The sequence below is a fragment of the Aridibaculum aurantiacum genome (assembly GCF_017355875.1).
Classification (GTDB): domain Bacteria; phylum Bacteroidota; class Bacteroidia; order Chitinophagales; family Chitinophagaceae; genus Segetibacter; species Segetibacter aurantiacus.
Genome location: NZ_JAFEWC010000001.1, coordinates 503,624 through 529,689 on the forward strand (window position 1 = coordinate 503,624; position 26,066 = coordinate 529,689).

The following is a 26,066-nucleotide window of genomic DNA, read 5'->3' on the forward strand; positions in this document are numbered from 1 at the left end:
TACTTTCTTTAGCCCTTCTATTGGATAATGAGCTTTAAAATGCTAAGCCACTACTTTGGTTTTGGCTCATGCTTTTGCACCCTTATTTATCGGCAAAACTAGTTTTGCTTGTGCTTTTCGGTTTCTTTCAGATTTAGACCTACAACAAGTTTGCTGAATTCTTCTTCAGTGATACGGTGGTTAGGATCTTTGATGTGTCTCCATATCAATTCCTTTGGTGTAACCATTTCTGAAGTTGCTGGTGCAGCTAATGTATTGGCTTCCATGTGTTTTAGTTCCCCGGGGGTTATTATGGGGAGGGCAAATGTAAAGCGCTCTTTTGTTCTTCTGTGTTAAGTTTTTCCTTCTGCACCCGGAATGTGAATAACTTGAAATTGAAAACGCAGTGCAGCTTTTTAAGCCAGCATCTTATATATCATAATAAATTTCCACCTCAGTTTTTAGCATATCACCGCTATAGTATATGTGTGATAGAGGTTTGCTCAGGTACATTTTTTCTCCTTAACTCCAGGATCCACATGTATAAGTAGTCTACAAGTATGATTAACTTTTTCATGTCCTATCTTTTTGCAAGTAGACACTGCAAGGGCTTGTACCGCTGCTGCAGCAGGTGAATTTTTAATCATCAAATCAACTATTGCTTTTTAAGCCTGTCCAACTTTTACTACTTCCGGTTTTCTAGTAGCTTGTTGCTGGTAAACTTTATGTCATGCCGACGAAGGAGGCATCCCCTGGTTTCTTGTTTGGTGTCTGTAGTTTTTTGAAGGGGAGATCCCTCGAACCTCGGGATGACAAAGCAGTTTTGTCTGCTATCGAGGTAGCAATTATTCTGCTGTCATGCTAGTATGATTTTGGTGCAATGAACCTAAAGAATGCCTGTTAATGAATGAACCAGCCAGGCCTGTTGTTTCACTTAGCATCAGAAAGTTGGACAAGAAATCATTACCTGCAGTGCACTTACATCGTAAACAAAATCATCACTATACATTGAATTCTTTATCTCAAACTATCGCCGTTCTGTCTGCTATGATCTCACCCGTGGTGCTTATCATGGCAAGTGGTTCGCTCATACTTACCACCTCGCAGCGGCTTAGTCGTTCTATAGAAAGAACCCGCACATTAAGTGATCAAATGCGGGATATGATAAAAGAAAGCACAGTACAAATAAAGCCGGAAGGTGAATTAGCAGCATTGTTTGCGCAGTTGAAAATGGCAACCCGCAGGGCCCGCTTGTTACAAATGGCCATGACCATTCTTTATCTTACCCTGTTCTTCTTTATTGCAACCTGCATTAGTATAGGTGTAGTTATTCTTACCCAAACAAGTTACACGTGGTTGCCTTTCCTGCTGGGTATAGTTGGCGTGGCATTGCTATTCCTTGCTAGCATGATATTAATAAAAGAATCACGGTTGGCTATATCAGCAGTCGATATGGAAATGGATCAAACGCTTCAATTTTTCAGAACAATGCTGCCCGACCTGGATAAAGAAGAGAAACTGAAATGGTGGCGGAAACTGGTGCCGTTTTATAGAGAAAGAAAAGAAGTAAGGCAGAACGAAATGTAAATAACGAGGACGCTTTAGTAAAGGAATAGAAAATCATAAGTGTTCCTAGATAAATCTTTAAAGCAACAAACATGGCAATTATAGGATATCATGCTTCGCACGAACAGTTTGCACCTTCTGAACTTCTGCGTTTAGCAGTTATGGCTGAGCAGGCTGGTTTCGGTGCTATTAATTCATCCGATCACTTTCATCCGTGGAGCGAAAGGCAGGGACATAGTGGCTATTCATTTTCCTGGTTAGGAGCTTCTATGGCCTCTACTTCTTTGCCGCATGGTGTAGTATGTGCACCGGGGCAGCGTAATCATGTAGCCATTGTAGCACAGGCTGCTGCTACCTTATCCGAAATGTTTCCTGAGCGGTTCTGGATGTCTGTAGGAAGTGGTGAAGCTTTAAATGAAAACATTACCGGTGATAAGTGGATCATGAAAGCGCAGCGAAATGAGCGACTAAAAGAATGCGTAGATATCATGCGCCGATTATTTGCCGGCGAAATGGTAACTCATTATGGGTTGGTAACTGTACAGCAGGCAAAGCTTTATTCATTACCTAAAGTGCCGCCGCTGCTTATAGGTGCTGCTGTAACTGATGTAACAGCCAGGTGGCTTGGTTCGTGGGCGGATGGACTTATCACAATCAATCATCCGCTGGAGCAATTGAAAAAAGTAGTAGAAGCTTTTCGTGAAGGTGGCGGAAAAGGAAAGCCGCTATACCTGAAGGCGCAGCTATCCTATGCCAGGAATGAAGAGCGGGCACTGGAAGAGGCGTATGATCAGTGGCGTACAAATGTTCTTTCGAGCGAAGTGCTGGACGACCTGTGGCAGGTAAAGCAATATGATGCTTTGGGTGAAATGGTAACACGCGAAAAGGTGAAAGAGCTAGTCAAAATATCATCCGATCCACAGCAGCACATCAAGTGGATTCAAGAATATGTTGACCTGGGATTTGAAAAGATCATTCTGCACAACGTAGGCAAAAACCAGGAGGAGTTCATCAAAGATTTTGGTGAACACGTACTGCCAAAATTTAAATAGATAACAATTCATCTTTAGAAGTAGTAGCCTGCTCACATACTTGCAGGCTGCTACTTCTTCTTGTTTATCGTGTGCAGATTTTCCCTCTTAAGGCCATATAAAGTAGCCTCCACATCTTTGGTTTTTTCGCAGGCAAAGTAGATCATATTATCCCTTGTGTAGGCAATGCTTTCTACCTGCCAGTCAATCTTCTTATCTGCAAGTTCTATCCGTTCTTTTTCGCCGCTAAAGAAAGTGTCTCCGCTAAAGTTTTTCAGTATCAGAATAAAAGGAAATGTATGTCCGCTGTGGTAGCCTGTTAGGGCTAGCTCGTTACCAGCTGAATTGATACTTGCTCCGGTTATCATTCCGTCAGTAGAATATACACCTAGTGAAATAGCCACATGCTGCCCCGGTTCTTTAGATAGTTTAAAAACTTCTGTGTCTTTGTCTGTGCGTCGTTTAGTAAACAGGTACAGCGCCCCATTATGATGAATGACCGCTTCACAATCATGTTCATTGTGTTTCTTTTTTTCCACCTCTGTATGTCCCTGGAAAGAAAAAGAAATGAGTTCTGCAGTTACTTCTGTTTTCTTTTTATCACCAATAGAAGTAAGGGCTATTCTATAAATTTTCCGTACATCACGCTGCCCATCATTATCACCTACATCTGCTACATATAGGTATTCATTATCGGAAGTGATTGCCTCCACATCTTCAAACTTTACATCTTTTATAGTCACTTCCTGTACTATGTTTCCTGATCTGTCTAATTTCATTACAGGTTGTTTTGGCTGATCACTTACTGCCCATAAATGATCGCCTACAGCTACCAATCCTGATATTTCTTTCAGCGATTTATCCAGTTCCTTTTTTACTTCAAGTTGTGGCTGATTTTGAGCTGTTGAATTACATCCTAGAAAACCTACCAGTAGTATTGCTAATAATATCTTCATCTTTCTCCTGTTTTAGTTAAGCTCCTGTTTTCCTGGTTTTACACAAGACTAATATTATACCTGATGCTGGTATGAGGTGTGAAATGTGATGTTCGACTACAGATTACTAGGTACGAAGTACGATTGTTAAGCATTCAACAACAACCAATAACAGGTATCAACTAATAAGGATCAAGCGTCTTGGATCCATTATCAGCTAATCCTCCATAGCTCCTATCTTTACGCATGCACTTTTCTAATGTACAGATACCTCTGCACGAACTGCCGCAGGTGGAAGCGGCAGATTTTCAGCCGCTGGAAAAAGAATACCTGCAGGTGCAGCGGATAACTTATATCATTACTACCATCATTGTTTTGCTGGCTCTTACTGCAGCTATATTCTTTATTGATGATCTGCAGCAGTACGAGATCATTATTCCTGCTGCTGCACTATTTGTTATCATTACCATTGTTGGGTGGCTCGCAACCCGGTTAAATTATTCTTTTAGTGGCTATGCTATAAGGGAGCAGGATGTACTGTATAGAAGCGGATGGTTTACTCGCCGTACCCGTATTGTACCACTTAATCGTGTGCAGCACGTAAGTGTGCAGTCGGGGCCCATTGAAAGGAAGTATAAGCTAGCTTCTGTTTCTATTTATACTGCAGGTGCAGAACAAGCCGATTTCACTATAAAAGGAATCACAAACGAAACTGCTGTACAAGTAAAGGATTGGATCACCAACCAAATGCATGGAAGAGACAACACCCTTTGATCAACCCGATTTTGCTGTTCCGCAACGACAGTCGCCAGCCGCTATCATCATCATGATGCTTAGGGCAGCATTGGTTATGCTGAAGACATTCTGGCCTGCGTTGCTCGTAATACTTGTAAGGACAAATAAGGTAAGTGAAGCGCCTAAACTTCTAATTATGATTGGTGCTTTGGGTGTGCTTACTGTGGGGGTGGCTCTTATTCGTTATTTCTTCTACTACTTTCATGTGCACAACGATAATTTGGTTATCAGGACAGGCTGGATAAAAAAGAAGACGATGAGCATTCCGCTGAAGAGCATGCAGGCTGTGCACCTGGAGCAGAATGTATGGCAGCAGGTATTTGGCGTGGCCCGGGTGTCATTTGATAGTGCAGGCTCAGAAAAAGTGGAAGCAAAGATTGATGCGCTGCAAATGAAGAAAGCCGAACAGTTGAAACAGCTTTTGCTTTCGCATGCTGCCGGTGAACCAACAGCAGTTGAACAACAGGAGGTAGTACAAGCACCTGTTTATCGTTTAGAAGCTGCAGACCTGCTAAAGCTGAGTCTTTCTGCCAATCATTTAGAAGCCTTTCTTATTCTTGTTGCGCTTAGTCTCAACCTGCTCGACGACCTGAAGAAAGCTTTTGAAATAGACGGCTGGCAGTGGATGGAAAGAGTAGGAGGTGAAATGGAAAACAATATGACTGTAGCAGTGACTGTTCTACTTCTTTTTGCTGCATTTGTTTCTGTTGCTTATTCTTCATTCAGAACGGTTATTAAGTACTTCAATTTTACACTGCAAAGCGAACACAAAAAATGGAAGATCAGCTTTGGCTTGCTGAACCGTCAGCAGCGCATCATACCGCACAATAAAATACAGGTGTACAGCTGGCACACCAACTGGCTACGTTGCAAGATCAATTTTTGGATGCTCGATATAAAGACAATTGGAACATCTGCTTTGAAGGAAAAACAAAAGGTAAAGATCCCCTTAACAAATTTAGATGCCGCCATTGGTCTTGCTAATGTATACCAGCAGGCACCGGTGCTTGTACCAAGAGAAGGATTGATGATTGAGCCTGATTATTGGAAGCGCCGCACGTTGCTCATTGCATTACCGGTTACCCTGCTGTTAATGCTGATTGGTTACCTGGTGTTTGATTGGCACGGGCTATGGGCGGGGCTGTTGTTCTTCTATTTTGGCTATAGAAACTACCAGTGGTATCGCAACTTTAGATGGTATGCAAATGATGAAGGACTGCAACTATACAGCGGGCTGTGGGGCAGGCGGTATACGCTGCTTTGCTGGCGCAACGTGCAGCAGGTAAAACTCTTGGAGTCGCCCTACCAGAGGAAGCATGGTTTAGCTTCAGTGCAATTTAAAACTGCAGGAGGAGACGTAAATCTTCCTTTCATAAAACTGGAAGCTGCACAACAACTAGCTAACCTAGTTCTGTACCTGGTGGAGGATAAGAACGAGCCGTGGATGTGAGGGAGGTGTTAGGTGGTAGTTGTTAGGTGCGAGATGGGTGACTTTGGAGGGCCAGGCAGCTTTATATAAATTCCTCTGTTACTGGCACCGACAGCGATCTAGCTTTTGTAATTAACTCTTTTAGAATTTCAAAACGAAATCCATCTTTGGTTTTATTTAATTCAAACTTTTTTATTTCACCCTTAAATAAAAATACTGAAACAGGCTCAGCTAAAAATCGGAATGATTTTGCTCCTTTAATGTATGCTTTAAATTTTATTTCATCGAACAAAAATGAATCTACTTTTCTGTCCCCAAAATGAGTGTAATAAACAATAACTTCTTTTTTATCCGGGTCAAAAACTACCTGTTTAATTTTATCCTCCCAAGCATATTTAATAATAAAATAAATGATACCACCGACTGCAAAAATTATAGGAAATTCACCAATAGAAAGAATAATCCTAAACAACCAATACGAAAAAACCATAAGACATAGTTCCCGTAGGCTTGATAATATATATCTGAATACCTTCTGATTATCCGCTTTAAAAGACATCATTCTTTTAGCTGTTTGGCTGTGGCTGTAACATTAAATTTCAATCTAAACGCAGCATTAAGTTTTATTGACTTATTCATTTAGCTACATCAGCTACACCGCTACTTCTGTCGATAGCAGTACCTGCCACGCTTCTGTTACTTTACCTTCATCTAATAGCTGCGCAGCATACAGGTGCACTTCCTTTTCCATATCGTCAGGAGTAAGAGAATAGTATTGAAAAATGTTCTTCAGCTTATCATCTTCATAGGCCGGATCTACAGTCGGCATATCATGTACATTTCCCAGTTGACCAAGATGATTGCCGGTAAGATAGCGGCTGGTGCGAATATTAGCCGGCAAAGCATCTATACCAATTCCCAGTTTTACATTAGGTTTTTCTACTTTAAAAAGATTGGTCTCATCCACCTTGCAGTACCAGTCGCCGCCAAGCCGTGCCACCAGGTGAAACTTGCGCTGGTCTATCTTCCCATCTTCACCCAATATGCTTTCATCTACATGCATCCTTAGAACCTCTGCAATTACAAGATTACCTGCTCCGCCTTCGCTTGCCAGTGCTTTTACTTCCAACACCTTGCATTCCAGCTTCACCTTTGCTTCCTGCACCATTGGTGGTTTTAACACAGTAGCAGGTATGGCTGTAAAACCAGCTTTATTAAATTCATTTACTTCTTTTGGAAACTCACAACTCGCAAGACTTACCTGCTGCACCATATCATAGTCGCAGATATTAATGACTACCTCAGGCACCTCAAGTACATTTTCAAGCGTATGTTTGGTTGTATTGTCACGTACTCTGCGTGCAGGACTGAATATAACAACAGGAGGATTGGAAGAAAACAGGTTGAAGAAACTGAACGGGCTCAGGTTCACATTTCCTGCCCTGTCTATTGTGCTTGCAAAACATATAGGACGCGGAGCAATTGCATGCTGTAGCCATTGTTGCCTTTCTACCGGTGCCAGTTGTTGCAGGTCAATTGTTTTCATGTATGCGAATATAAAGAACCCACGCTTCCTGCTTCTACCATTCAACTACCACTAGCACCTATCCTTGTTCTGGCAATCGCTTATCTTGCGCACCACAATACAACTACATGGCAAAGATCTCTCCTTTCAAAGCGTTACGACCACAGGTAGCATTGGCTGAAAAAGTTGCTTCTCGTCCTTACGATGTGCTTAACAGCCAGGAAGCAAAAGCAGAAGCTGCAGGTAATCCATATTCTTTTTTACATATCACCAAAAGCGAGATAGACCTGGATGACCTGGCTGACATTCATACACCTGAAGTTTACGAAAAAGCAAAGGAGAACCTACAAGCCTTTATCAGCAATGGCACCTTGTTCAGGGAAGATAAGCCTTGCTACTACATTTACCAGTTGATCATGAATGGCCGCAGCCAAACAGGTCTTGTGTGCGGAAGTTCAGTAGATGATTACGAGAATGATATCATCAAGAAGCATGAGTTTACACGGCCTGAGAAAGAGCAGGACAGGATCAATCACATAAAAACCAGCGGTGCACAAACAGGCAATGTTTTTCTTGCTTACCGGGATGTGGAAGCGGTAAATGTGCTGGTAGAGCAATGGAAAAAGGATAACGAGCCCGTGTATGATTTTGTAGCAGAAGATGACATTCAGCATACGGTATGGGTGGTAAACAATGATGACACCATTAGCCATATCTCCTCACTTTTTGAAGAAGAAGTTCCTTATACATATATAGCCGATGGGCATCATAGAGCAGCCTCTGCGGCCAAAGTGCGCAAGGCATTGGGAGCCGACGCCAAGCCTGAAGCGGATTATTTTTTAACCACGCTTTTCCCTGCTAACCAGCTGCATATAATGGACTATAACAGGGTGGTTAAAGACCTGAATGGATTAACCGAAGAAGAATTGCTGGAAAAGATTGGTAAGAATTTTGCCATAGAGAAGGCCGATGCAGCAGTAAAACCTGGAGCTCTACATGAGTTTGGACTGTACATGGGTGGTAACTGGTACACTTTAACAGCTAAAGAAGGAAGTTATTCTGATGATCCAATTGGTGTACTTGATATAACCATTTTGCAAGAAAAGGTATTGGACCCGGTGTTAGGAATCAAGGACCAGCGTACGGATAAGCGGATAGATTTTGTGGGTGGTATAAGAGGAATAGGAGAGCTGGAGAAAAGGGTGAACAGCGGCGAATGGGCATTAGCCATCAGCCTGTACCCGGTAAGCATCCAGCAATTATTTGATATAGCAGACAGTGGAAATGTAATGCCGCCAAAGAGTACCTGGTTCGAACCAAAATTGAGGGATGGTCTTTTGACCCACCTTATCTACTAAATGAATCTGAACAGGGGCTGCTTGTTTCAATTTTAATAAAGAAGTATGAAGAAGATCGTAATAATGTTATTGTTGGCTGTCACCACGACGGCCGTTGCTCAAGCACAAAATCCTGCCGAACTACACGAAACAGCTAAGACTTTTTTACGGCAGGGTGATTACGAAAATTCAATACTTGTACTGAACCGCGCACTGCAGCAGGATCCCAATAATTTGGAGATGACAAAGGATCTTCTGTTTTCTTATTACCTGAAGCGCGATTTTGCAAAGGCGCTGGAAATAGGAAAGCCGCTGGTGGAAAAGCCAAATGTAGATGTTCCTGCTTTTCATATGATGGGGCTGGTATATAAATCAATAGCTGATAATAAAGAGGCGGAGAAGCTGTACAAGAGAGCAATAAAGATGTTTCCAAACGAAGGGATCTTGTACAGCGAGTATGGCGAAATGATCATGGATAAAGATCCTGAAGGCGCACTAAAGCTATTTGAAAAAGGAATTGAGATTGACCCGAACCATAGCAGCAACTACTATTTTGTAAGTAAGCAATATGCACAGCGCGGAGAAATTTTGTGGAGTATGCTGTATGGCGAAATGTTCCTGAACATGGAAAGCTTTACGCCGCGTGCCACTGAAACCAAGAACCTGCTGCTCGACCAATACAAGAAGTTTTACCTGGCTAGCAATGCTGCTGCTTCTTATAATGCTAAAAAAGCAAATGATTTTACCAAAGCTGTAGCTGATGTTCTGGCCCAGCAGCAGTCGCAAACATCTTTTGGCATCACACCTGAAACGCTCACCATTATACGTACACATTTCATCTTAGACTGGTACGAAAAGCATGGCGATAAGTATCCATTCAGGCTGTTTGAGCACCAACGCCAGCTACTGCAGGAAGGCCTTTTTGAAGCTTATAATTTCTGGCTTTTTGGTCCCGCTGCAAACCTGCGTACTTACCAGACATGGAGCCAGTTTCACAAAGAAGAGCTAGATGCTTACCTGGCCTTTGCCCGCAGCAAAGTTTTCAAAGTACCTGAAGGACAGCAGTACAGGGTTTTCTAAGGCAGCATATCTTTTTCCTCCTTATTACATATGCTGAATAGCAACAGCAGCTAAAAGTTGTTACTACATTACTTTTTGATAATCCAGCTGTTAACATTAGAACAAATATTGATGTTTGAACTTTGAATGTAATTTTCTTCCTACTTTTGCATCTCCAAAATCAATCATACACATGAAGAAAATACTTTTCCCTGCGGCATTAGTAGCTATGGTAGCTGTATCATGTACGCAGGCACCAGACGCTGACAAAGCGGCAACCAGTGAGCAACGGGAAGCAAGTTCTCCACAAGGCACAGTGTATACTATAGACACTGCAGCAAGTAAAGTAACCTGGGTAGGTACAAAAGTTAATGGCCAGCACAATGGTACATTCTCCCTGAGCAATGGAACAATTGGCGTATCTAACGGCACCATCTCTTCTGGTACTTTCACTATCAATGTAGCTTCTATTGTAAATGAAGATTTGAAAGATGAAACCAATGGCCAGTTAGTTGGTCACCTGAAGAGTGCAGATTTCTTCGATGTAGAAAAATATCCAACAGCATCTTTTGAAATAACTAAAGTAGAGCCTTACGATAGCAGCAAAACTACCAGCAAGCTGGAAGGTGCTACACACATTGTAAGTGGCAACCTTACTTTAAAAAATGAAACAAAGAATGTAACGTTTCCAGCAAAGGTATCTGTGAATGATAATACTGTAACCGCACAGGCAAATTTCCAAATAGATCGTACCGAGTGGGGAATGAATTATAAAGGACCTAACAATCCACAGGATTGGTTCATTAGAAAAGAAGTGAACATTGGACTTGATATTACAGCCAGGAAGTAAGAAGCAATAGAAAGAAGTAAAGCCACCTTAATGGGTGGCTTTCTTTTTTAGAAGAAGTTTTTGTTAGCTCGCTTCGTTGCCACCAACTGTTCCTCTATCGTCCAGCTTATTTAGCTCCGACTGGTCATTCTCGTCCTTCAGTCGCTCAGCTTCAGAAGCTTCACTGCTGCTGCCTTGCTGGCGGCTACCTTCCAGGTGCCCTGAATTATCTTGTACTTCATACCTGCGTGTGTCAGGCCTGTTGCCCGTCAGGTTGTTGTCATCATTGTTGGTATCCATTGTCCTTGCATTTTTAGTAATGAATAGCGATAGCTATGCAAAAGCTTTGCCTGTAGCATTAAAATCAATTCAACTTCCACACATCCGCCATCCCCAAATAATACATCCCAAAAATCAGAAATCAACAATCTATTTCCCCAGCCACTCTTTAAAATCCGTCACCTTATCAAGGCTGACAAATACTTCTTCTTTGGATGCGGGTTGCAGGTCTAGCTTCAGGCGTCCTTTGCTGAATACGTGGATGTTGCCGATGGCGTAGAGTTTTACCATCATCTGGCGGTTGATGCGGAAGAAGTGCTTCGGATCGAGCATGAGCGCCAGCTTGTCGAGGCTGAAATCAATCGGGAAACGCTGGTTGTCTTTGGTCACCAAAAACGTGATCTTTTCGGCGCTGTAGAAGTAGTTGATATCATCCACTTCAATCGTTTTTAAACGTGAACCAATAGACACCAGGAAGCGCTGTTTGTATTCAGGTTCTTTGTCTTTATTGATGGATTCTAGCAGTGCCTGCAGTGGCTGTGTTTGCTTTTGCTCGTGTATGCGTTTGTATTTTTCTATAGCGGCTACCAGCTCTTCATAATTGATCGGCTTCATTAGGTAATCGACGCTATTCACCTTGAAAGCTTGTATGGTGTATTCATCGTAAGCTGTGGCAAATATTACCGGCACGTCAAGGTTTATCTGCTCGAAGATGCTAAAGCTCTGACCATCTTCCAGGTGAATATCCATGAAGATAACATCCGGGTCAGGATTAGTTTTAAGCCATTCTATAGCTTCAGCCACCGATGGAATGGTAGCTAAGATTTCTATACCGGCATCGTATTTCTTGAGCATGTTCTCCAGCCTTTGCGCTGTCAGGTGCTCATCTTCCAGGATGATTACTTTCATATGCTTGAAGGTTTAAGTTGAATAAGAGGAAGGCGAACGGTAAAATCCGTTTCATTATCTTCTATCTGAATTTTCTGGTCTGTGATATACTCGTAGCGTTGCCTGATGTTCGCAAGCCCGATACCTGTGCTGCTCTCGTGTTGGTCGCGGCGGCTAATATTATTTTGCACCACCAGTTGTTCACCTTCGTTATACACCTTTATCACCAATGGTTCATGCACCGACATTTTGTTGTGCTTTACCACATTTTCCACCAACAACTGCAGGGTAAGTGGCGGCAGTGTATAAATATGCTGATCAATGTCTACCTGTTTTTCCAATCGCACTTTTTTATCAAAACGTATCTGCAGCAAAAAGAAGTAAGCATCTAAAAAATCAAGTTCTGCCTTTAGCGTCACCCATTCCAGGTCTTTCTGATCAAGGATATAACGGTAGGCTTTACTCAACTGGTGAATGAATTTTTCTGACGTTTCAGGACTTACGTGCACCAGCGATGATAGTACGCTCAAGCTGTTGAAAAGGAAATGCGGGTTTACCTGGTTGCGTAGCGCCTGCAGGCAAACTACTGCACAGTCTTTCTCATATTTCTCTGCCTCTGCCGCTTTTTGCTGTGCCTGCTGGTAAATGTTCACACCTGACTGAAAGATGTACGTGAACAACGTTCCGACCATGTATAGGCTGATGTATTGGCGAAAGTTCCATGGGTTGATATTGGCGATTTCAAACGGGCAATTACCGCAGCGAATTGGCCCCTCTACATGCACCAGTGTCCAAATCAACCATTGATATACTACTACAGCGATAACAGGAAATTCAAGCAGGTACCGCCACCATTGAACACGTGTCTTTTTAACCAGGTGGTTGAACAACTCAACAACAGCAAAAACTACTATTGCAACACCTACCAGCCGCAGCGGCGTTAGGACCAGTTCACGTACCAGCACCTCTCTTGTCATCTCGTCGTTGATGTAAGCGAACAACAACGGGAACACGATGCTCACACCAATCACCACAATCAATGTTGGCTTGATGGTACTGACCGAACGATATGGTAAGCTAATGTTCATCTGCTGCTAATAAAGGATATTCAATGACGTGAATTGCGCTCTCTTCATGCACCTTCATACCACGGCTTGGGCTTAAATATGCATACCTTTCACGCAGGCCGTTTATCTGCTGCCTGCTATTACTTTCCACCTGCTGTTTTGGTTGATGATTGTATTGAATGAACACCGAATCTTTCTCGCACTTGTATTCAATTTTCAACGGATTTGCAGTTGACATAGCATTATTGGCGAGTATGTATTCCATTGCTATCATCAGCGAGTGTGGTGGCAAACTGCGTTCTTGATTAACGCCATTAATGTTCATTTGCACCTGTAGTTTTTTACCAAACCGCTGCTCTACCAAAAAGCAATAAGCATTCAAAAATTCCAGCTCTTTTTGCAGGCTCACTTTCTCCTTATCCTTCTGCTCCAGCAGGTAGCGGTATGTCTTAGAAAGCTTTTCAATAAAGCGTTCTGCAAGATCTGCATCAACATATACAAGCGATGTCAGCACACTCAGGCTATTGAAAAGAAAGTGCGGGTTCAACTGGTTCTTTAAAGCCTCCAACTGGTTTTGTGTAAACTCCCGCTGCCACCGTATCAACTCCAATTGCTTTAACTGCAGGTATCGGAAAATGCGCAGCGAAGTAAAAAAGGCATAAATCACCAACAGGAACACCATGCTGATCATCTGCAGTTGGCGAAGCTTTGGCGTCAAGGTTTTTGGATCTTCGGGTACAACTGAAAACCGGATGAAGAGATTGCGAAAAACTTCCTGTATCAAAAATCCAACAAGCGAGATAAACAATAATTCGTGCAGGAAACGCTGCAGACTGTTTGGCTGCAAAGCGTACTTCTTATTGAAGTACTGAACGCTGAAATTCACCAGGTAAATGAACGAAATTACCTGCAGAAAAACGCTCCATGCGTCCTGGAAGAACTTATTCCAATTGCCGAAGGATACAAAGTCGCCCGTATTGATATATGACAGCACCTGCCCCAGTACCAGCAGTATACCTGCCGATGCAATAAGGATAATGAAGTGCTGGTTTTTATAAAGAGGGTTTGACATTACCGGCTGAAAAAATGAAGATAAGTAACAACAGTAATCAACAACATAAGCATGTGTGATATACTATGCTCCAGGTTAGGAATTGGATGATTGCGAATAGGTGGTAACACTTTTATGGTTGTCTCATAGATGCGATCGTAAATTTCCTTCCATTGCGGTGTCGGTCCAAATAAATATGGACGCCACCAGCTTAAATATGCTCCCAACAGTAGAAGTGGGTAAATTACCAATGCCGCTTTGATCATCCATTCAATATTTAGCAGCAACCCGGCTGGTGGTATGGCCATTATCAAACCATTCACCAGGCATTCCTCTAGTCGCTCTTTTAGCGAATAGTCACGAACATTGTTTAAAGGAAACAGATCGAACAGCGTGGTTACCTGGTGGTATAAAAACAACAGTATCTGCAACACGATTAACATGTCCCAAATCTCCTGCAGCCATACAATAGTTTACTCAACTTTCCTGACGAATGACGGAAACCGGGCGATGAAGCAGGATTAATTAAAGGCGCTTAAATCTGTTAACTGTAGAAAATGCAATTTCCTAAAGTGCCTTACATAATAACCAACCATCCAGTTGATCAACGAAGGCATGTAAAGTACTTTCCCACTACAGCCTCGTATCTAAAGCCTATCGCCTAAATGTGACTAAACACTACACATAGATCCGCTCTACTGCATCTTTATATTTCTCCGTTATCACTTTTCGCTTAAGGCTCATTTTAGGAGTCATTTCACCACTGTCTATACTCCATTCCCGTGGCAGCAGTTCAAACTTTTTTATCTGTTCTACCTGGTTGAAATATTTATTGAAGTTCTCAACAAGGCTGCGGTAGTGTTGCAAAACCTGCGGGTGTTTTATAGCCTCTTCATTACTTGTAAATGTGAGGTTGTTTTCCCGCATCCATTCGCGCAGCATAGGGTACGATGGAACGATCAAGGCACCAACAAATTTCTTTTCTGCCCCTACCACCAACACCTGTTCTATGTAAGGACTTTCTTTTAGCCGGTTCTCTATAGGCTGAGGCGCCACATATTTACCACCACTTGTTTTAAACAGTTCCTTTTTGCGATCTGTGATCTTCAGGAATTTTCCATCCCACACTCCTATATCACCGGTCAATAACCATCCATCTTTCAACACCTCTTCGGTAAGATCAGGACGCTTATAATAACCCTGCATCACCGATGGACCACTTACTAATATTTCTCCATCTTCGGCAAGCTTCACCTGTGTTCCATTGATAGGAGGACCTACGGTTCCAAACTTTGTATCTGTCCAAGGGTCGCGGCGATTTACGCTAATTACCGGGCTATTTTCCGTTGGGCCATACCCTTCGTAAATAGGAATTTTAGCTGCATTGAAAATGCGCAGCAACTTCTCCTGGCAGGCTGCGCCACCGGTTATTATAAATTCAATATTTCCACCCAGTGCTTCTCTCCATTTGCTGAAGATTATTTTATTAGCAATAGCAAGTTGTGCATTGTAGAACACGCCGCCACTCTTCAGGTTATCGTATTTTTCAGCAAGGTCAACTGCCCAATAAAACAGCTTCCGCTTTACCCCTGTCAGTTCATTGCCTTTAGCCATTATTTTCTCAAATACTTTCTCCAGTAATCGCGGCACTGTGGTAAATCCATGAGGCTTTACTTCTTTAAGGTTGTCACCTATGGTTTCAAGCGATTCTGCATAGTAGATACTTATACCGCTGTACAGGTAGATGTAAGTCACCATCTTCTCGAAGATGTGATTGAGCGGCAAAAAGCTCAGCACCTTCAGATGCGGGCTATCAGGAAACTTAAAGCTGTCTTTTGCTGCATATACATTGCTGTATATATTCCGGTGACGCAGCATCACACCTTTTGGCGTGCCGGTAGTACCAGATGTATAAATGATGGTGGCCAGGTGTTCTGGCGAAATAGTTGCCTTTATTTCCTCCACTTTTCGCAGTGCCTGCTCATCAGCCATATCACGCACTTTAGTCCAATGATCTGCACCAGCTATTTCATCAAAGGTGTAAACATTGCGCAACGTAGGTACACGATCTTGCACACTACGCACCTTTTCCAGCAGGTCTTCACTACTTACGAAAATGTATTTAACAGCAGCGTCTTTAAGTATGAATTCGAGTTCAAGTGGATTGGTGGTAGGGTAAATAGGAACAAGTATTGCTCCTACCTGCTGCACAGCCAGGTCAGTAAAAACCCACTCAGGGCGGTTGCTGCTAATGATGGCAATTTTATCGGAACCTTCAGGAGAAAAATCATTGGCTGAAACACCTAGTTTATAAAGACCAGCACTGAAACGATTTACAATATCCTGCACCTGTTGGGTACTGTAGGGTGTCCAGGTGCCATTTATTTTGGCAACCAGCATATCGTCTTTAGGAAACTTAGATAACTGGTGTGCGAGGCAGTCAAACAATCGTTTTGAAGTCATAGGAAAAATTTTGAAGCTTCCAGCAATATAAGTCGGTTGCAACAAACTGCAAAACAACAGCTTGTTGCAAGCTTATAATCCACCTGTTTCCTTATCCAATCCTATAGTTGCCCGTGCTCCTGCTTCAGCTTTTCATATTCTTTTTGCGTAAGCGAACTGCCACTACTGTTGTAAGCATCAAAATATTGGAAAACAAGACCAAGCCCCCAAGCCAGCATTACCCACAATGGCCATGGAAAATGATTGAACCCATACAGGCGGTCAATGGAGAACCACCAGACGCCCCACAAGAAAGTAATGATGAAAATTAGGTTAGCAGGCTTTTCAAAATTTTTTTTCGTAGAAGTTTTACTTTTCATATAAAGCTTTATATATTCAAATTCAGAATTTGTTTACTGCTGTTTCCTCCTCCTTATCCACCCCCATGGATGGCACAGTTAAATAATTCTGCTACACCCCCATTGATGGTGAATTGTGTGCATATAGGTTAAGCTAGAAAAATACGGCTATGATCCAATACCTCTTTAAACCTGGTGTTTCACAACTGGTGGCTACCATAGACTTGTGCTGCGAGAATTAGGCTCCACTGATAACTCCCGGTGTTCATTACTGTTTCATTCTAAACCTAATATAAAACGTATGCAGCAGAAATTTACTTCGCCTTTTAAGGCTGTGCTTTGTATCCTGTTTATTTTGTGGGAAATTGATGGGTGGGGGCAGTTGCTTGAACAAGATTTCAAAAGCTCCTCTACTATTAATCATTATGTAAGTAGCACACCTACGAACGGACAATTTAATGGTTTAACAACTTCGGGAGCAAGTACTACTGTTACAATCACTTCTAATAAACTGAGATTTTCAAGAAGTGGAGGCAATGTAGGGGCCATGTCTAGAACGACTGATTTCATTCCAAATCCGACGGCAATGTTAGTCAAATTTGATGTTGCAATTACAGGGAACTCAGCTGCTACTACCAATTTTGCAGGTTTTCAAGTAGGCTCTGGTTTTTCAACGAATAATAGTAGAGAAAATAATGCAAACAGTCATTCCAGACTTGGCATCAATTGCACCTCTACAGACGGGCAATTTACGCTGCGGAATATAGGTACAAGTGTAACTGGCTTAAATACATTTTCTGGATCTCAGACAATAACTTGGGCAATCAACAATTCTGGTGGAACCTTACACTATAGAGCACCAGACGGAACTAATGAGTCTATTGCAAATGATACTTGGGATGTTTGGGTAGGTACTACAAAGGAATTTAATGATCAGCCAGCAACTACAAGCACAGTTGACCTGACAGATTTTAAATTTGTTATTGATAATGGAACAGTGACCATTGACATAGATAATATTCTATTTGATCCTCTACCGATCACACCAACTGCTTCCACTGCTACTGCTTTAACTTCATCCTCATTCAATGCGAACTGGTCAGCAGTATCTGAAGTGACAGGATATAGACTTGATGTGGCAACTGATAATACATTTTCGACTATGGTCTCCGGTTACGATAACCTGTATGTTCCAGGGCAATCAACAAACTCAAAATCTGTCACAGGCCTTTCAGCTGGTACAAGCTATTACTATAGGATTAGAGCAGCATCTCAATATTCCGTTGGTGAATTTGCAAGTGGAAACTCTTCCGTACAAGCGACTTCAACTTTAATTGGCTCACATAGTTTAACTGCTGGAACTTTAGCAGCCTTTGGAAGTGTATGTATAAACAATATTGAAGGGCCTCACTCCTTTACATTATCTGGCTCAGGTTTAGACGGTAGTGACGTACTTATCGGTGGACTTGCCGGATTTTCCTACTCCACTACTTCAAGTGGAACTTACACATCAACCCTGACCCTACCAGCATATAATGGTGCCAATATTACTATTTACGTGAAGTTCAATCCAACAGTAATACAATCGTATGATGGTGATATACTTGTTAGCGGAGGAGGTTCTTCAAGCATCAATGTAGCCGCTTCTGGAAGTGGAATTAATCTCCCGCCTTCAGTTAATACAGGAGGCACATCAAATATTACTTCTACTTCTGTAACACTGGCAGGAACCATAGCCTCTGCCGGATGTTCTTCCACTACAGCGTATGGAATAGAATATAGTACTACCAATGGCTTCGCTAATGGATCAGGCACTTCCGTGAGTTCATCTAATTTGAGCAGCGGAAGCTTTACTTCATCAATAAGTGGTTTAGCAGCAAACACGACTTATTACTTCAAAGCTTTTGCAACCAATAGCGGTGGAACCAGCTATGGCAATCAGGAAAGTTTTACAACTTCTAATTTGTCTGCACCAGTTATAGCTGCTGCCACTTCGGTAAGCCATAGTTCTTTCACCGCGAATTGGAATCCTGTGACAGGTGCAACAGGTTATCAATTAGACCTGCTACAACCAACAATGGGTAATATTTTGACTGAAGGCTTTGAAGGTATAAACTTCCCTCCTCAAGGTTGGCAAGCCACCGGCTGGTCAAGAAGTACAGCTGCTTCAGATACAAAAAGTGGTTCAGCAGCAGCAATCGCCAATTCTAACAACGGATCATTAACTACTGCAAGTATAGCTTATCCCAGTTCAATAAGTTTTTATCTTGGAAGAACAGTAAATACTACATCAAAAACTTTGACTGTAGAGGTTTCTACATCAAGTCCAACTACAGGCTTCTCAACCATTGAAACCTTTGATCACAACAATGTTCCTGCTGGTAGTTATGATCAATACACCATTGATCTTAGCTCATATTCTGGAAATCCAGAGGTATATATTCGCTTTACAAAGTCTTCTACGACTACATCACAATGGAGATTAGATGATATTTCTGTTTCAGGTCAAACTTTAAGTCCAATACCTGGTTTTAGTAACCTATTATTTGCTTCAACCTCTAATGTCATCAATGGCCTCACCCCTAACACCACCTATTACTACCGTGTACGTGCAGCCAGTGCCAATAGTACATCCGGTAACTCTAATGTTATTTCTGTTACTACACACAAGGACCCGGCTACTACAGTATACAGGACTAAGGCAAATGGTAACCTATCATCGCTATCTACATGGCAGTTCAACCAACAGGGTTCCGATTTTATAGATGCTACTTCGGCACCATCTGCCACTAACAGTATTCTCATACAGGATGGTCATCAACTTTTAGTTGATGTTGATCATGTGGTGGCTGCCGGAGCTTCACTGAATATTGCTAGTACAGGTTCTATGGTGGTTAGTGCAGGTAAATCACTTACAATTGCCGGTACTGCAGATTTCAACAACCGACCTGTAGTATTCAAATCAAATGCTTCGGGTACTGCTCGTTTAGGTGAGGTTACTGGAACACTTGCTGACGCTACCAATGTCACTGTTGAACGCTATATCTCAGGCATTGGTAAGTTTGGGAATCCCACTGCTCTCAATCGTGCTTATCGTATGCTTGCACCTTCTGTTAATACTGTTACTTCCATTAACGCAAACTGGCAGGAAGGGCAAACGAATGCAAGTACCAGCAGCAATAGCAATTTACTTCCCGGGTATGGTACTCACATTACCGGTGCGGGTGGCGCTGCTAATGGATTTGATCCAACACTTACCAACAATGCGAGCTTGTTTTATTACAATGCCGCAACCGATACATGGGTGACAGGAACTAATACTAATGTAGCTACGTTAGATGCTAAAAAGGGTTACCTGTTATTTGTAAGGGGCGACCGCAGCATCAATATGCTTTCTACTGCCAATCCGCTTCCTGCCACCAATACAGTGCTTCGTGCTACTGGAAGCCTGCTTACCGGCACACAGGTCTTCAGTAGTCTAGAGGGTAATGGCGCCTTTAATCTTATATCGAATCCATATGCATCGCCTATTGATTGGGCATCATTAGCAGCGGCTAATCCTTCCTTTGAAGATTTCTATACCTTATGGGATCCAAACCAAGGTACAAGAGGAGGATATGTGACGGTAGATAAAATGGGAGTTGTAAGTGCAGGCGCTGCCACCAGGCAGATACAAAGTGGCCAGGCATTTTTCGTCAAAGCAACCAGTGGTGCCGTTTCACCTACTTTCACCGTCACCGAAGCAGATAAAAGCAGCGAGAACAACATTGATGTGTTCCGTACAGGTAGTATGGAGATGTTCCGAACGTCACTTTACTTCATCGATGCCAGTGGTCGTATACTTGCCGATGGTGTGGTGAACGTGTATGACAATGCCTATACCAAAGCAGTAGATGCCAATGACGCACCACAGATAGCTAACTGGGATGAAGATATTGCCATCAGCAGGAGCAACCAGATGTTGAGTATCGAAAAGCGTCCACTGATAGATAACAACGATACAATCTTCTTGTCGGTTGCCAGATTGAAGCAGCAAGCTTATGAGTTGCAATTTGAAGCCATAGGTTTCAATGCACCAGGTTTGCAGGCATACCTTGAGGATAAGTTCCAGGGCATCAACATTCCACTTAGCCTTGATGGTCCTACAGTAGTGCCATTCACGGTTACATCCAATGCGGCCTCTTCCGCTGCTGACAGGTTCAGGGTGGTATTCCAGACTGCTGCTGTACTACCGGTGACTATTACTGCTGTAAAAGCTTACCAACAGAACAATAACATACAAGTGGACTGGTCAGTGGCTGGTGAGACTGATATGGCACAGTATGAAGTTGAAAAATCAGCAGATGGCCGCAGCTTTACCAAAGCAGTAAGTGTTGCAGCGCGTAATACCACAAGTATTGGAAGTTATGGTTGGGTAGATGCCAATCCGTTAAATGGTGCTAACTACTATCGTATCAGAAGCATTAGCAGAAATGGCCAAAAGACGCTCAGTCAAACGGTAAAAGTTGTTGTTGGAAAAACCACGTCTACTATAGCAATTTTTCCAAATCCTGTAGCAGGTGACCAGCTTTCGCTCCAGGTGCAACTACCAAAAGGTAGTTATACAATAAGCCTGATCAATAGTGTTGGTCAGCGTGTCCTCAATCAAACGTTCTTACACGGAGGAGGGGCAGCTGCTCAAACATTGCAACTCATGCAAGTGCCAAAGGGTCTGTACCAACTACAGGTTACTGGCGAAGGGCAGGTGTTCACGCAATCACTATTAAAAAAATAATTTACTCTCAACCTAAAAACGATAAACATGAATATCACAAAAAGAATGTTGAACCTGGTGATCCTATTTTTACTGCTAACTGCAGCACCAGTAATTTTACATGCACAAACAAATCCTCCTGTTGACACAATCGACACCCCCATCGACGGCGGCCTCTCCCTGCTGATTGCGGCAGGAGTGGGTTATGGTGCTAAGAAAGCTTATGATGCAAGGAAGAAGAAAGAGGACCTGAGTAAATAATTATTTAATTATTGAATTGGAAAATATTGCGGCTGCCCTAACAGGTGGCCGCTTTGTTTTTATGGCAGTGCCTACCTGTGATGATCTTTATAAGCTTCGAAGCCACAATTTAGCTTCATCAACTTCTTTGAAGATTTTAATGCAAGAGGCTGCAGGGGTTATGGCTGCCGTTTGCCCGGCAAGTGATGCAGACAATTCTTCGGGTGATAGTACCCAGGCAAAATGCTTCAATCCAGCTTCAGCTATTCGCGGAAACCAATCGTTTGCCACCCATGCATGTTCCCATAGCCCTTTTACATGCGTATTATCGTTCAGGATTTTTGAGTACTTCATTTGCTTTAATATCTCCAGCATCTTCTCGCATCCTGCATATACTGAATTCTTTAACTGAAAGCCAGTCCAGTCAACATAGATCCAGTCTTCCTGCAGTGAGATAGTATAAAAATCGGTTACGGTTAAAATCTCTGTTTTGTTCATACCAAACTTCAATTGGGGAAGTAAATATTCACTGGCTGTATGAACCGAAAATATTACCTCCACTATTACATTTAGATTTTTACCAATACCATTTGCAAGCCACCCAGAAAAATCAAATTGATTTTACTAGTACGTTCAAATAATCCTTACTATGATATGCCAAAACATTAACAAATATTAGCTGATGCTACCATTTTTAATTTCTTTTTCTATGGCACGTTTATTTTAAGAAGTGGATATTGCCTGCTGCACTAGTTATCTCCATCCAAAACAATTATTGCTCCTTAATTACTAGATTTTACCTTCACCAACTTTAAAGGGTTGATAGGAGTAATCCTTGCATGTTTCAACTGTTGGCCATACCTATTGCCATATTATCTATGCACTTTTTATAGTTGCACTAAACCAGTTTATTCAATGCTGGAGTTAAAAATTTAGGTAAAACAAGGCCTTCTTTCCAAACAACCTTTAACTTTCAAAAGATGAAAAATGATAATAGGGTAGCAGGTCTACTGAAAGAAGCTTCTAAACAAGCACATTTAGATACAGAGCGAACATTGCTGAAGAAACTAAAAGCTATTTCAACAGTGGGTGAATATGGAAAAATACTTTCTCTTTTTTATGGCTATTATCAACCTATAGAACAAGCAGTTCAGCAATATATTTCTGCAGAGTTATTGCCTGATATAAAGACGCGTCAGCGTTCAAGATTTATACTTCACGATCTGCAAATTCTGCAAGTATATCATGAAGCAATATTAGCAGAAGATCTACCAATCATTAGTTCTACGGCGCAGGCAGCAGGAGCATTGTATGTGCTTGAAGGTTCTACTCTAGGCGGACAGTATATTGTAAAGATGTTGCAGCAGAATCCAGCTTTACAACAGCACCAGCATGCTATACAATTTTTTGATGGGTATAAAGATCAAAATGAGCTGATGTGGGACCAATTTAAACAGGCGCTTGATCTTCTTGTACAAACTGATGAAGAACAGGAACTAGCCGAAAAAGCAGCTATAGAGACTTTTACTAAAATGAACCACCAGATACTAAAAGCTGAATATGCCTGGAACTAACCACACTAACTACGATGCAATATTTTGTGGGAAGCAACCGCTGCACAACACCAACCTGATACAGTCGCACGGGGCATTGATTGCGGCTGAAAGCGGCACGCACAAAATTGTGCAGGTGAGTGAAAATATTGATGCACTACTTGGCATGGCTGTAGACGATGTAGTAGGACTTTCACTAGCTGATGTATTGAATGATGATAGTGTACAACTGGTAAACTCTTCTGTGTCATCAGGAGCGCTGCATGCGAAAGTGCCCAGCACATTATATTTCAGTAAAGCTGGAAAAGAGGAAGGATACCTTGCACATCTGCACCAGAAAGACGACCTGCTGATTATTGAAGTAGAATTTACTGATAAGCTTGTTGACAAAGCTTCCTTCATAAAGATCTTTCAGCAGGTAAAACAAGTAGTATCTGCTATAGAAGCTGCAACTACAGTAAATGAGGTTTGTATCGTTGCTGCCAATGTCATAAAAGAACTTTCTGGATTTGATAAGGTGATGATCTATTCTTTTGATGAAGGATGGAATGGAACAGTGGTTGCCGAAGCAATGGAGCAAGGAATGGATTCATATTTTGGATTGAAGTTTCCTGCTTCTGATGTGCCTAAGCAGGCAAGGGAGCTTTATCTTTCTAATCCATATCGCCTGATACCGAACCGCGATTATGTGCCTGTTCCGCTTTCTCCTTACAATAATCCTGTTACAAATACTTTTACTGACCTCTCATCCTGCAAACTCAGGAGCGTAGCACCTGTTCACCTGGAATACCTGCGTAATATGGGGGTGGTGGCTTCCATGAGTACACGTATCATTCATCGCGAACAACTGTGGGGACTTATTGCATGTCATCACCGGCAGCCGAAATATCTTTCTTTTGAAGAAACGTCGGTATTCGAACTTTTGTCGAGTGTTATCTCTACCAAGATCACTTCTATCATTCATAAAACATCTTTAGACAGGAGATCTACACTAGAGGCTTCTCTTTTTGTAATAAAAGGGCAGATGGAGTTTTTTGACGATCTGCTTAAGATGTTTATGTACAACAAAGAAACGCTGCTCTCTTTATTAAGTGCAGATGGTGTTTCTATTTGCTGGAATGGTGAAATAGAGAGTGCAGGACTTACGCCCGAAGAAGATGAGGTGCAACAGCTAAGGCATTGGCTGATGGAGAAAAAAGTAAAGCAAACGCTTCATATGCCTGCGCTGTCATTGGCATTTGCCAAAGCAGAAAAATATGCAGCGTTAGCCAGTGGACTTTTAGCACTACCTATAGATCCTGAAGTAGGAAATTATATATTGGCATATAGGCCCGAAGCTATCCAGCAGGTAAAGTGGGGTGGAAACCCTGATGAGGTAATTAAGTTTGAAGCAAATTCTTCCGTTTACCACCCGCGCAATTCATTTGCCGTTTGGAAAGAAACCATCAAACAAACTGCAGTACGATGGACTGATGATGAAGTTTCGATAGTTGAAAAATTCAGGAACATATTGGTTGAATATTCGCTCCAGGCCAAGAACAAGGAACTGGTAGATGCAATCAATGAATTCAAGTTCGTCGCCAATCTTATTCCTCCGTTTGTTTGGACTGCCAAGGCAAATGGAAAAGCTGATTTCTTTAATGATAGGTGGATTGCTTATACGGGATTGACCACACAAGAAAGCGTGGACGATGGATGGTCTAAAGCATTGCATCCAGCTGATGAAGAACATGTAGTAACCACCTGGCTAAAGGCTGTAGCTGATAAAAAAAATTTTACAACGGAAGGAAGATTCAAAAAAACAGACGGTAGCTTTTGTTGGTTTCTAATAAGGGGTGTGCCTCTGCTTGATAATTCACAGAATGTGATCAAGTGGTTTGGCACTTGTACCAATATTGATGATCGCAAGCAGATGGAACAGGTACTGGAGCAGAAAGTAGCTGATCGTACAGAACAGCTACGTACCATGAACAATGAACTTGAAAGAACCAATAAGGAACTAAAGCAGTACGCGTTCATTGCCAGCCACGACCTGCAGGAGCCAATTAGAAAGATACAGGTGTTTGGAAACATCATTAAAGAACATTACCTGCAAAGTGATCATGTAAAAGCAGGCGAGTATCTTGACCGGATCATACAGTCATCCATTAGAATGAAAAGCCTGATCATTGATCTTCTTACGCATACATCACTTTCAGGATCGCTGGAATGGAAACGGGTTGATCTGAACGAGGTTTTGCAAGCTGTATGGAAAGACCTGGAGCACTTGGTAAATGAAAAGCATGCAGCTTTACAAGTGGATAAACTTCCTGTGATTATTTCTTCAGAAGAGCAAATGCGGCAGGTGTTTCACAACATGCTTTCTAATTCATTGTTGTATTCTTCTGCCGAAAGAAATCCTGAGATATCTATCACGGCTCAATACGTAAGCTCCTTAGATTTTGATGCTCCGGCTGACGATAAAGGACAATACGTAAAGCTGGTAGTAACCGATAATGGCGTTGGCTTCAATCCTATTTATTCAGAGAAGATCTTCCAGATATTTCAGCGGCTGCAGCCAAAGACTTCTTCCAGCGGAACAGGTATTGGTTTATCAATCGTGCAGAAGATCATCGAGATACACAAAGGGCTGATAAAAGTCGATGCTGTGGAAGAGCAAGGCGCCACTTTTACCATTATTCTTCCTCTTAAACAAGAGGTGAATGAGTTATAAAGTGTAAGTTGGCCGTTGTGCGGTAAAGAACATCTTATGAAGAAATAAGTATGAGACTTAATATTACTCAAGCCGTCGATGTCAGCAAGCCAAAAGACTATCCTAAACAACAAATATCCTTTTGAGGTTTGGGTTTCCACTATTGCAGCTGCTCCTGTCCTGTTGATCCTGATTTCGTTGCTAGTACAGATATTTAGTTTAAACTTGGATACTAACCTAATACTCCTGGTCCCCGT

General features: G+C 42.1%; 23 protein-coding genes. 11 read left to right on the forward strand and 12 right to left on the reverse strand.

Annotated features, from left to right (window positions below; all coding sequences use genetic code 11):
• Window positions 1-98 precede the first annotated feature (98 nt).
• The gene (locus tag J4N22_RS02160) at window positions 99-266 is read right to left on the reverse strand and encodes a hypothetical protein (protein WP_207492066.1); all 168 of its coding nucleotides are present in this window, start codon (window positions 264-266) and stop codon (window positions 99-101) included.
• Window positions 267-882: 616 nt separating this feature from the next.
• On the opposite strand from J4N22_RS02160, the gene J4N22_RS02165 reads away from it, so the two are divergent.
• Together J4N22_RS02165 and J4N22_RS02170 are read left to right on the forward strand one after the other, a co-directional pair.
• Window positions 883-1,566, forward strand: a complete 684-nt coding sequence (locus J4N22_RS02165; protein WP_207492067.1) for a DUF2721 domain-containing protein — start codon at window positions 883-885, stop codon at window positions 1,564-1,566.
• A gap of 71 nt (window positions 1,567-1,637) precedes the next feature.
• A complete protein-coding gene (locus J4N22_RS02170; RefSeq protein WP_207492068.1) occupies window positions 1,638-2,597 on the forward strand; it encodes a TIGR03885 family FMN-dependent LLM class oxidoreductase in 960 nt (319 codons plus the stop codon).
• Window positions 2,598-2,647: 50 nt separating this feature from the next.
• Here J4N22_RS02170 and J4N22_RS02175 read toward each other — a convergent pair whose 3' ends face one another.
• Window positions 2,648-3,532: an SdiA-regulated/phytase-like domain-containing protein gene (locus J4N22_RS02175; protein ID WP_207492069.1), complete on the reverse strand. Its 885-nt coding sequence runs from the start codon at window positions 3,530-3,532 to the stop codon at window positions 2,648-2,650.
• A 225-nt stretch (window positions 3,533-3,757) separates the two neighbouring features.
• Between J4N22_RS02175 and J4N22_RS02180 the strand changes: the two genes are divergently transcribed.
• Complete coding sequence (locus J4N22_RS02180) at window positions 3,758-4,285, forward strand: PH domain-containing protein (protein ID WP_207492070.1); 528 nt, start codon at window positions 3,758-3,760, stop codon at window positions 4,283-4,285.
• Entirely contained in the window at window positions 4,263-5,756 is a 1,494-nt protein-coding gene (locus tag J4N22_RS02185; protein WP_207492071.1) for a PH domain-containing protein, read from the forward strand. The genes J4N22_RS02180 and J4N22_RS02185 overlap by 23 nt, the downstream gene beginning before the upstream one ends.
• Before the next feature lie 61 nt (window positions 5,757-5,817).
• Here J4N22_RS02185 and J4N22_RS02190 read toward each other — a convergent pair whose 3' ends face one another.
• Together J4N22_RS02190 and J4N22_RS02195 are read right to left on the reverse strand one after the other, a co-directional pair.
• Complete coding sequence (locus J4N22_RS02190; protein ID WP_207492072.1) at window positions 5,818-6,297, reverse strand: hypothetical protein; 480 nt, start codon at window positions 6,295-6,297, stop codon at window positions 5,818-5,820.
• A gap of 90 nt (window positions 6,298-6,387) precedes the next feature.
• Window positions 6,388-7,281, reverse strand: coding sequence for a flavin reductase family protein (locus tag J4N22_RS02195; protein WP_207492073.1), 894 nt, complete (start codon window positions 7,279-7,281; stop codon window positions 6,388-6,390).
• Window positions 7,282-7,388: 107 nt separating this feature from the next.
• Here J4N22_RS02195 and J4N22_RS02200 point away from each other — a divergent pair, with 107 nt between their 5' ends.
• From J4N22_RS02200 to J4N22_RS02210, 3 genes are all read left to right on the forward strand, one after another.
• Complete coding sequence (locus J4N22_RS02200; RefSeq protein ID WP_207492074.1) at window positions 7,389-8,618, forward strand: DUF1015 domain-containing protein; 1,230 nt, start codon at window positions 7,389-7,391, stop codon at window positions 8,616-8,618.
• A 45-nt stretch (window positions 8,619-8,663) separates the two neighbouring features.
• Complete coding sequence (locus J4N22_RS02205) at window positions 8,664-9,677, forward strand: tetratricopeptide repeat protein (protein WP_207492075.1); 1,014 nt, start codon at window positions 8,664-8,666, stop codon at window positions 9,675-9,677.
• 172 nt (window positions 9,678-9,849) lie between these two features.
• Complete coding sequence (locus J4N22_RS02210; RefSeq protein WP_207492076.1) at window positions 9,850-10,506, forward strand: YceI family protein; 657 nt, start codon at window positions 9,850-9,852, stop codon at window positions 10,504-10,506.
• Window positions 10,507-10,569: 63 nt separating this feature from the next.
• Here the strand turns inward: J4N22_RS02210 and J4N22_RS02215 are convergent, their stop codons facing one another.
• The 7 genes from J4N22_RS02215 to J4N22_RS02245 form a co-directional block, all read right to left on the reverse strand.
• Complete coding sequence (locus J4N22_RS02215) at window positions 10,570-10,785, reverse strand: hypothetical protein (protein WP_207492077.1); 216 nt, start codon at window positions 10,783-10,785, stop codon at window positions 10,570-10,572.
• Window positions 10,786-10,914: 129 nt separating this feature from the next.
• A complete protein-coding gene (locus J4N22_RS02220; RefSeq protein WP_207492078.1) occupies window positions 10,915-11,673 on the reverse strand; it encodes a LytR/AlgR family response regulator transcription factor in 759 nt (252 codons plus the stop codon).
• On the reverse strand, window positions 11,670-12,740 hold the full coding sequence (locus J4N22_RS02225) for a sensor histidine kinase (RefSeq protein WP_207492079.1): 1,071 nt from the start codon (window positions 12,738-12,740) through the stop codon (window positions 11,670-11,672). Before J4N22_RS02225 ends, J4N22_RS02220 begins: the two co-directional genes overlap by 4 nt.
• Window positions 12,730-13,791 carry a sensor histidine kinase gene (locus J4N22_RS02230; protein WP_207492080.1) on the reverse strand — a complete coding sequence of 354 codons (1,062 nt, stop codon included), beginning with the start codon at window positions 13,789-13,791 and terminating at the stop codon, window positions 12,730-12,732. The genes J4N22_RS02225 and J4N22_RS02230 overlap by 11 nt, the downstream gene beginning before the upstream one ends.
• On the reverse strand, window positions 13,791-14,213 hold the full coding sequence (locus J4N22_RS02235; protein ID WP_207492081.1) for a hypothetical protein: 423 nt from the start codon (window positions 14,211-14,213) through the stop codon (window positions 13,791-13,793). Before J4N22_RS02235 ends, J4N22_RS02230 begins: the two co-directional genes overlap by 1 nt.
• Window positions 14,214-14,448: 235 nt before the next feature.
• A complete protein-coding gene (locus tag J4N22_RS02240) occupies window positions 14,449-16,233 on the reverse strand; it encodes an AMP-dependent synthetase/ligase (RefSeq protein WP_207492082.1) in 1,785 nt (594 codons plus the stop codon).
• Window positions 16,234-16,334: 101 nt separating this feature from the next.
• The gene (locus J4N22_RS02245; protein WP_207492083.1) at window positions 16,335-16,592 is read right to left on the reverse strand and encodes a 2TM domain-containing protein; all 258 of its coding nucleotides are present in this window, start codon (window positions 16,590-16,592) and stop codon (window positions 16,335-16,337) included.
• Between the two features lie 280 nt (window positions 16,593-16,872).
• On the opposite strand from J4N22_RS02245, the gene J4N22_RS02250 reads away from it, so the two are divergent.
• Together J4N22_RS02250 and J4N22_RS02255 are read left to right on the forward strand one after the other, a co-directional pair.
• Complete coding sequence (locus J4N22_RS02250; RefSeq protein WP_207492084.1) at window positions 16,873-21,345, forward strand: fibronectin type III domain-containing protein; 4,473 nt, start codon at window positions 16,873-16,875, stop codon at window positions 21,343-21,345.
• A 27-nt stretch (window positions 21,346-21,372) separates the two neighbouring features.
• A complete protein-coding gene (locus J4N22_RS02255) occupies window positions 21,373-21,585 on the forward strand; it encodes a PID-CTERM protein-sorting domain-containing protein (protein ID WP_207492085.1) in 213 nt (70 codons plus the stop codon).
• Window positions 21,586-21,672: 87 nt separating this feature from the next.
• Here the strand turns inward: J4N22_RS02255 and J4N22_RS02260 are convergent, their stop codons facing one another.
• Window positions 21,673-22,062, reverse strand: a complete 390-nt coding sequence (locus J4N22_RS02260; protein ID WP_207492086.1) for a hypothetical protein — start codon at window positions 22,060-22,062, stop codon at window positions 21,673-21,675.
• 482 nt (window positions 22,063-22,544) lie between these two features.
• Between J4N22_RS02260 and J4N22_RS02265 the strand changes: the two genes are divergently transcribed.
• Window positions 22,545-23,138 (forward strand): biliverdin-producing heme oxygenase, encoded by a 594-nt coding sequence (locus tag J4N22_RS02265; protein ID WP_207492087.1) that lies wholly within the window; start codon window positions 22,545-22,547, stop codon window positions 23,136-23,138.
• Window positions 23,125-25,830 (forward strand): ATP-binding protein, encoded by a 2,706-nt coding sequence (locus J4N22_RS02270; protein WP_207492088.1) that lies wholly within the window; start codon window positions 23,125-23,127, stop codon window positions 25,828-25,830. Before J4N22_RS02265 ends, J4N22_RS02270 begins: the two co-directional genes overlap by 14 nt.
• Window positions 25,831-26,066: the final 236 nt, after the last annotated feature.

What these genes read in the sequence shown, in the direction of transcription:
- J4N22_RS02160 (WP_207492066.1), bottom strand. Translation starts at nt 266, where the DNA reads ATGGAAGCCAATACATTAGCTGCACCAGCAACTTCAGAAATGGTTACA.
- J4N22_RS02165 (WP_207492067.1), top strand. Translation starts at nt 883, where the DNA reads ATGAATGAACCAGCCAGGCCTGTTGTTTCACTTAGCATCAGAAAGTTG.
- J4N22_RS02170 (WP_207492068.1), top strand. Translation starts at nt 1,638, where the DNA reads ATGGCAATTATAGGATATCATGCTTCGCACGAACAGTTTGCACCTTCT.
- J4N22_RS02175 (WP_207492069.1), bottom strand. Translation starts at nt 3,532, where the DNA reads ATGAAGATATTATTAGCAATACTACTGGTAGGTTTTCTAGGATGTAAT.
- J4N22_RS02180 (WP_207492070.1), top strand. Translation starts at nt 3,758, where the DNA reads ATGCACTTTTCTAATGTACAGATACCTCTGCACGAACTGCCGCAGGTG.
- J4N22_RS02185 (WP_207492071.1), top strand. Translation starts at nt 4,263, where the DNA reads ATGGAAGAGACAACACCCTTTGATCAACCCGATTTTGCTGTTCCGCAA.
- J4N22_RS02190 (WP_207492072.1), bottom strand. Translation starts at nt 6,297, where the DNA reads ATGATGTCTTTTAAAGCGGATAATCAGAAGGTATTCAGATATATATTA.
- J4N22_RS02195 (WP_207492073.1), bottom strand. Translation starts at nt 7,281, where the DNA reads ATGAAAACAATTGACCTGCAACAACTGGCACCGGTAGAAAGGCAACAA.
- J4N22_RS02200 (WP_207492074.1), top strand. Translation starts at nt 7,389, where the DNA reads ATGGCAAAGATCTCTCCTTTCAAAGCGTTACGACCACAGGTAGCATTG.
- J4N22_RS02205 (WP_207492075.1), top strand. Translation starts at nt 8,664, where the DNA reads ATGAAGAAGATCGTAATAATGTTATTGTTGGCTGTCACCACGACGGCC.
- J4N22_RS02210 (WP_207492076.1), top strand. Translation starts at nt 9,850, where the DNA reads ATGAAGAAAATACTTTTCCCTGCGGCATTAGTAGCTATGGTAGCTGTA.
- J4N22_RS02215 (WP_207492077.1), bottom strand. Translation starts at nt 10,785, where the DNA reads ATGGATACCAACAATGATGACAACAACCTGACGGGCAACAGGCCTGAC.
- J4N22_RS02220 (WP_207492078.1), bottom strand. Translation starts at nt 11,673, where the DNA reads ATGAAAGTAATCATCCTGGAAGATGAGCACCTGACAGCGCAAAGGCTG.
- J4N22_RS02225 (WP_207492079.1), bottom strand. Translation starts at nt 12,740, where the DNA reads ATGAACATTAGCTTACCATATCGTTCGGTCAGTACCATCAAGCCAACA.
- J4N22_RS02230 (WP_207492080.1), bottom strand. Translation starts at nt 13,791, where the DNA reads ATGTCAAACCCTCTTTATAAAAACCAGCACTTCATTATCCTTATTGCA.
- J4N22_RS02235 (WP_207492081.1), bottom strand. Translation starts at nt 14,213, where the DNA reads ATGTTAATCGTGTTGCAGATACTGTTGTTTTTATACCACCAGGTAACC.
- J4N22_RS02240 (WP_207492082.1), bottom strand. Translation starts at nt 16,233, where the DNA reads ATGACTTCAAAACGATTGTTTGACTGCCTCGCACACCAGTTATCTAAG.
- J4N22_RS02245 (WP_207492083.1), bottom strand. Translation starts at nt 16,592, where the DNA reads ATGAAAAGTAAAACTTCTACGAAAAAAAATTTTGAAAAGCCTGCTAAC.
- J4N22_RS02250 (WP_207492084.1), top strand. Translation starts at nt 16,873, where the DNA reads ATGCAGCAGAAATTTACTTCGCCTTTTAAGGCTGTGCTTTGTATCCTG.
- J4N22_RS02255 (WP_207492085.1), top strand. Translation starts at nt 21,373, where the DNA reads ATGAATATCACAAAAAGAATGTTGAACCTGGTGATCCTATTTTTACTG.
- J4N22_RS02260 (WP_207492086.1), bottom strand. Translation starts at nt 22,062, where the DNA reads ATGAACAAAACAGAGATTTTAACCGTAACCGATTTTTATACTATCTCA.
- J4N22_RS02265 (WP_207492087.1), top strand. Translation starts at nt 22,545, where the DNA reads ATGAAAAATGATAATAGGGTAGCAGGTCTACTGAAAGAAGCTTCTAAA.
- J4N22_RS02270 (WP_207492088.1), top strand. Translation starts at nt 23,125, where the DNA reads ATGCCTGGAACTAACCACACTAACTACGATGCAATATTTTGTGGGAAG.